Here is a 5,866-nt window from a genome sequence, read left to right as displayed (position 1 = left end):
CTCGGCGGTTCTTACGATAAACGTGATGATATATGCGGTTGCATCTTTGGCGTTTTTGCTTGTCGGGTATAAACTTGCTTTTGGCAGTTGGGATAGTGTCTCTAGCAGTATCTGGGCTGTTTTCATGTTTCAGATGGCATTTGTAGGCAAAACGGTAAACATCATGAGCGGCGGTGTTAGCGAGCGCGTGCGTATAATTCCTTTGGCTATTTTTACCGTTGTTATGGGAGCCGTTATCTATCCGCTTGTCGTAAATATTAGCTGGGGAGCGGATATGATTGCGGGAACTCTGCTAGATATTGAGATGCATGATTTAGCAGGTTCTAGTGTCATTCACTCAACAGGCGGATGGGCTCTTTTGGCGGCTATTCTCATCATCGGCGCAAGAAAAGGGCGTTATGTCGGCGGTAAGATCAGAGTAATCCCCGCTTCAAATATTCCGCTTGTTGTTTTAGGAGCGCTTCTTCTTTGGATAGGGTGGTTTGGGTTTAACGGCGGAAGCGTAGGCTCAATCTCAAGTGTTGAAGATGCAAACCTTGTCGCAAAAACCATTATGAACACAAATACGGCAGGACTCAGCGGCGCTATTATTGCCGCAATACTGATGCATATCAGATATAAACTTCTTGATATTACCATGATACTAAACGGGGCTTTAGGCGGCTTGGTTGCGGTGACTGCAGGACCTGATTTGTATGACATCTACACGCCGATTTTGGTTGGTGCAATCGGGGGCGCTTTGGTTGTTTTTGCAGTTCCGATTTTTGACAAACTTCGTCTTGATGACCCTGTTGGAGCGCTCTCTGTGCATTTGGTAAATGGCATATGGGGAACTTTGGCCGTTGGAATTTTTGTCAAGGATGTCTCTTTTGTATCGCAGCTAAAAGGGGTCGTTGTTATAGGAGTTTTTGCTTTTAGCGTCTCTTATGCTGTTTTATTTCTCATCAATAAGTTTTCAAAATTTAGAGCAAGCGATGAAGCGCAACTTGTTGGCATGGATATTAACGAGTGCGGGGTTGAGTCCTACCCTGAATTTAAAAGTTCAATCTGATGTTACGCACTAAAACGAACTCGTCCGTTTTAGTGGCAGGGACAAGATGTCCCTTGTAACCCCCTGAAGCTACGAAAAAAAAGTTTTTCGAGATTTATAGAGTATTTTACGAATTTTTTTGCAAAAGTGCGTAAGGTTAGCTTTAGTATGAAACGCATTTAACAAAGTAGTAACAATCTTTTTGTTACTATCTCTCTTATGATTAGACACTCCAGCTCCTTTTTTATCTCTGTTGTTGTTCATCTGACTCTCTTGTTTGGTGCATATTTTGCATGGAGCAGTTACATAGAGACCAAAGAGGAGTGTCTGGAAGAGTCTTTGTGCCTACAGCTACGCAATGTTAAGAATGAACAAAAGAAGGTAGAACCAAAAAAAGAGCAGAAGAAAATCGAGCAGCCAAAAAAAGAGATAGAGAAGAAAGTAGAGAAAAAAGTAGAACAGCTTCCCAAGCCAAAACCCCCAAAAAAAGAGATTGTAGTAGAAAAATCTTTGCCAAAAGTGCAAGAGATACAAAAGAGCGAAGTAGTTAAAGAAGAGATAATCGAAGAAAAAAGTATAATAGCAGAACAAGTAGAGATAGAGCAGATTGTTGCAACCGCTCAAAAAAAGGTGCCCGAAGAGCCAAAAGAGCAAAAAGCGGAGCCCAAACAGATTAAAAAAGTAGATGAGACGCAGGAGTATCTTAAAGTAAATACGCAAATGATAAGCGCACTTATAAGAGACAACCTCTACTACCCGATGGCGGCAAGAAAGAGAAATATTACGGGCAGAGTTAGCGTTAAATTTACTTTGTGCCCGGATGGAAAAGTGGACGATATTAAAATAATAGACTCAAGCAGTGATATTTTAAGCCGTGCGGCACTAAAAACCATAGAAGAACTCTCTGGAAAATTTCCAAAACCCAGAACCAATATAATTCTAACACTACCGATAGACTATAGCTTGAATTGACGAGATATTTTAAAAATAGGAAACAAATACAGTGGTATGCAAATATAACGATAATCACCATCATCACCCTCTGGCAAATAAGGTACATGAAGAGGCGCATGGACATTCACATGACCATAGTGCCACTAAAGATAAAAAGCTTTTAAAAATCTCTTTTGTTATAACTTTTGTGGTTATGATAGTTGAGATAGTAGGCGGTATCTATGTAAATTCTTTGGCTCTTATCAGCGATGCCATCCATATGTTTACGCATGCTTTTGCGCTTGGGCTCTCCCTCTTCGCACTTGTTATCTCTACAAAAGTCATTGATGAGGAGAAGTCCTTTGGCTACTTTAGGGCTGAAGTTTTAGCGGCTTTTATAAATGGTTTGACGATAGCTCTCTCTGTTGCGTGGATAGTTTATGAGGCGATAATGAGACTTTTGCATCCAGAGGAGATACTCGCAAGTGCTACCATCATAATAGCGACTTTGGGTTTGGTAGTAAACGTGATTACGGGGCTTATTCTCCTTAGGGCAAATCATGAGAACATAAATATTAAAGCCGCATTTTTGCATATGATGGCAGATACAATCTCCTCTGCAGCGATTATCGTAGGAGCCGTAGTTATCTACTATACACAGTTTTATATACTTGATACCATCTTGGCTCTGCTTGTAGCTCTTGTAATAGCAAAGTGGGCAAAAAGTCTGCTCATGGATTCCGTGCATATTCTTCTGGAGGGTTCGCCATATAACATAGAGGAGATAAGAGGTGCGATTTTAGAGGAGTTTGAATACATCGCCGATGTCCACGATATTCACTGCTGGGAAATTTCGCACAACTACTACTACTTAACCTGTCATGTAGTCTTGGAAGCAAAAGAGCAGGGTTTATACAGTGACACCATTGTCAATGTCGGCAGATTTTTAGAGCAAAAATTTCTTATAGCACACGCAACCATACAGATAGAGTATGCTAAATAAATTAATAAAGGATTAAAGTAATAATTTTAATGAAGTATTTTTTAATACTATAACGTTAGAATGACAAAATATAGTGTTTTATACGGCGCCAAAGCTAAGCTTACAAAAAGAGGTCCGTTATGTCGTTAAAAAAAGTTTTAATCGCTATTTTTACCACTCTTATTGTAGCAATACTCCTCTACAGCTATCTTACTCTGAACAAAGATTTTCTTATTATATATGCTACTATAGCTATGCTAATTGCCCTTGTGGCTGTATATTTCTTAATAAAGAGCTCTTTTAGAAATACCAAAAATACTGAGTGCCTTAAGAAAAACAATAATAAAATCAAAGAGTTTGAAATATCCCAAAAAGAGTATAGAAGCTTGGTAGAAAACTCACAAATTGGTATTTTTATTACAACCATTGAGGGAGAACTGCTTTATGTAAATAGCTCTTTAATTGAAATAATGGGCTACGAATCACTCGATGAGCTAAGAGGTGAAAATATTATCAACGCATATAAAGATCCAGCGCAAAGAGCTTGTCTTCTCTCTGCGCTTAGAGAGCATGGCAGGGTTGACAATATTGAGATGAATTTTTTAACAAAAAACAGAGAAGAGAAGGTTATACAAATCAGTGCGCATATTGAGGGAAATATTATCTCAGGCATCTGCATCGACATAACAAAAAGAATAGAGATGGAAAAAAATCTTGAAAAACTTGCAACAACGGATAAGCTTACAGGCATATACAACCGTCATAAATTTGATGAGATATTCAAGACTGAAATAGAGCGTGCCTCAAGATATAAAACTCCATTGACCCTTATAATGTTTGACATTGACCACTTTAAAGATGTCAACGATAACCATGGTCATGGTATCGGCGATGAGGTTTTGCAAGGGATTGTTGATATTGTAAAGAAAAATATAAGGGATGCCGACATTTTTGCAAGATGGGGAGGAGAGGAGTTTGTCATTTTGTTTCCCCAGACGAACAGTAAAAGTGCGACCGCTCTAACGGAAAAGTTAAGAAAAACAATAGAGGACTCTTTGTTTGTTAAAGAACTTACTCTCACATGTAGCTTCGGTATTGCTTTTTATGAAGATAAAGAGAGTGCAGAGACTCTTACTGAGCGGGCAGATTCCGCCTTATATAGAGCGAAAAATCAAGGAAGAAACAGGGTGATTTCCTTATGACATAACCTGATTTCTGCCGCCTCTTTTTGCCTCATAGAGCTTATCATCCGCTCTTTTGATACTCTCTTCAATTTTATTGTTATCTTCATGAAGGGCAACTCCAAAACTGCATGTTATGGAAGGAAGGTCGTCAAACTTGTGGTTTTGTATAACAAATCTTAAGTGCTCTGCCTGTCTTAGAACATCTTCTACGGTTTTGGCATACATAACTACAATAAACTCCTCTCCGCCCCATCTAATAAGCTTGTCTTCTTTTCTTATATAGCGTTCCACTAGCTTGACAAGCGTTTTTAAAACTTCATCGCCGGCATTGTGTCCATAGTTATCATTTACATCTTTAAAATAGTCAATGTCAAAGAGTATGATTCCTGTTTTGCCGTTTTGCTTCTCGTTGTTATTGATAATACTTTGTATTGAGGAGTCAAAAAATGCTCTGTTGTAAGCGTCTGTAAGTGGGTCTTTAATCGCTTTTTGCTTCAGCTGCAGCTTTTCAAACATAGTGTCGCTTATATCGCTAAAGTTTATTATGTACGTTTGCGGATCGTAGTTATTTATGGAGACCGAAAAAGCATGAGGTTTTTTATTTTTATTTAGCATCGATACGATTTTCTCTCTGCCCTGGAGATTTAGCAGACTTCTTATCCAGTGCTCCTCTTTTGGAAGCATTCTGCCGGTATGGAAGAATGTGTCGTCCTTTACAAAGAGATTGCTTATACAGTGGTACTCTTTTGAGAAATCTTCCAAATCTTTGTATCCGAAAAAATCGAAAAATTTCTGATTGGCAAAGAGTATTCTTGTAGAGTCTGTCAAAAGAACGATGCTATCTTGAATATCTATAAATTTGCGAAGTTTATCCAAGTTGTTTTTTTGATGTGTGATGTCAGTGATAACTCCTTCAATGCTCTCCACACCATTTTCGTCCATGCTAATCTTAGCGCTCTCTTTAACCCACGCAGTATCTCCGAGCGAGTTTATAATCCTATACTCTATGGAGTACTCTTTGTCGTTTTTTACCGCATTTTTAATTGTTGCCTCAACAGCTTCTCTATCTTGGGGGTGAATTATATCTCTGTAGTTTCTTACTCTGTTTAAGATAAATCCTTGAGCTTTATATCCGGTGATTTTATGTACGGCACTGTTTATAAATAACATGGTCATGTCGCTATCAGTTTTAGATCTAAAGATGATGTCAGGAATATGATTGACTATGGATTGAAGCTCATTTTGTATAGAGGAGATCTTCTTTTCATACTCAATTATATTCGTTATATCATGAACGGTTCCAACCGAGTGGATATGTCTGCCTTTTTCGTCATACGAGTGATGCGCATACTCATTCAGATATGCTATAGATTTGTCCTCTTTTATAATTCTGTGCTGAAGTTGATAGACGCTTTTTGTATCTATTGAATCTCTCCAAGCCTTGTCTAGCCTCTCTTTATCATCAGGGTGAACATAGTTGAGAAAAATCTCATAAGTAGGTTCAAAAGATTGAGGTTGCGTATTCAAAATATTATATATTTCATCGCTCCATGTTAGCTTGTTTGTCTTTGCATCAAGCTCCCATGAGCCAAGCTTTGCAATGTGCTGTATCTCATTTAGTGTCTTGTTGTTTTTTTCAAAGCTCTTCTGTTTCTTTCGGACTTTATAGTAAAAATATGTAAGCAGAGCAAGAAAAAAAACAATAATAGTGTTGATTATTATATCTTTTTTAAACAT

Annotated in this window: 5 protein-coding genes; 4 read left to right on the top strand and 1 reads right to left on the bottom strand. The window is 38.2% G+C overall.

Annotation, left to right across the window (positions count from 1 at the left end; translation table 11 throughout):
* The 4 genes from RQ763_RS08720 to RQ763_RS08705 form a co-directional block, all read left to right on the top strand.
* The coding region (locus tag RQ763_RS08720; RefSeq protein ID WP_314152421.1) for an ammonium transporter at positions 1-1,051 on the top strand (1,051 nt) is incomplete at its 5' end.
* A 198-nt stretch (positions 1,052-1,249) separates the two neighbouring features.
* Positions 1,250-2,002, top strand: coding sequence for a TonB family protein (locus tag RQ763_RS08715; RefSeq protein ID WP_314152420.1), 753 nt, complete (start codon positions 1,250-1,252; stop codon positions 2,000-2,002).
* A gap of 31 nt (positions 2,003-2,033) precedes the next feature.
* Positions 2,034-2,966 carry a cation diffusion facilitator family transporter gene (locus RQ763_RS08710; protein WP_314152419.1) on the top strand — a complete coding sequence of 311 codons (933 nt, stop codon included), beginning with the start codon at positions 2,034-2,036 and terminating at the stop codon, positions 2,964-2,966.
* Positions 2,967-3,085: 119 nt separating this feature from the next.
* Positions 3,086-4,147 (top strand): diguanylate cyclase, encoded by a 1,062-nt coding sequence (locus RQ763_RS08705; RefSeq protein WP_314152418.1) that lies wholly within the window; start codon positions 3,086-3,088, stop codon positions 4,145-4,147.
* On the opposite strand, the gene RQ763_RS08700 is transcribed toward RQ763_RS08705, so the two are convergent.
* A partial coding sequence (locus tag RQ763_RS08700; RefSeq protein ID WP_314152417.1) for a diguanylate cyclase occupies positions 4,142-5,866 on the bottom strand: 1,725 nt, incomplete at its 5' end. The genes RQ763_RS08705 and RQ763_RS08700 overlap by 6 nt on opposite strands.

The organism is Sulfurimonas sp., assembly GCF_032250635.1.
Lineage (GTDB): Bacteria > Campylobacterota > Campylobacteria > Campylobacterales > Sulfurimonadaceae > Sulfurimonas.
Note: the sequence above shows the minus strand (reverse complement) of the source record. Positions and strands in the feature narration are given on the sequence as shown.

What these genes read in the sequence shown, in the direction of transcription:
- RQ763_RS08705 (WP_314152418.1), top strand. Translation starts at nt 3,086, where the DNA reads ATGTCGTTAAAAAAAGTTTTAATCGCTATTTTTACCACTCTTATTGTA.
- RQ763_RS08715 (WP_314152420.1), top strand. Translation starts at nt 1,250, where the DNA reads ATGATTAGACACTCCAGCTCCTTTTTTATCTCTGTTGTTGTTCATCTG.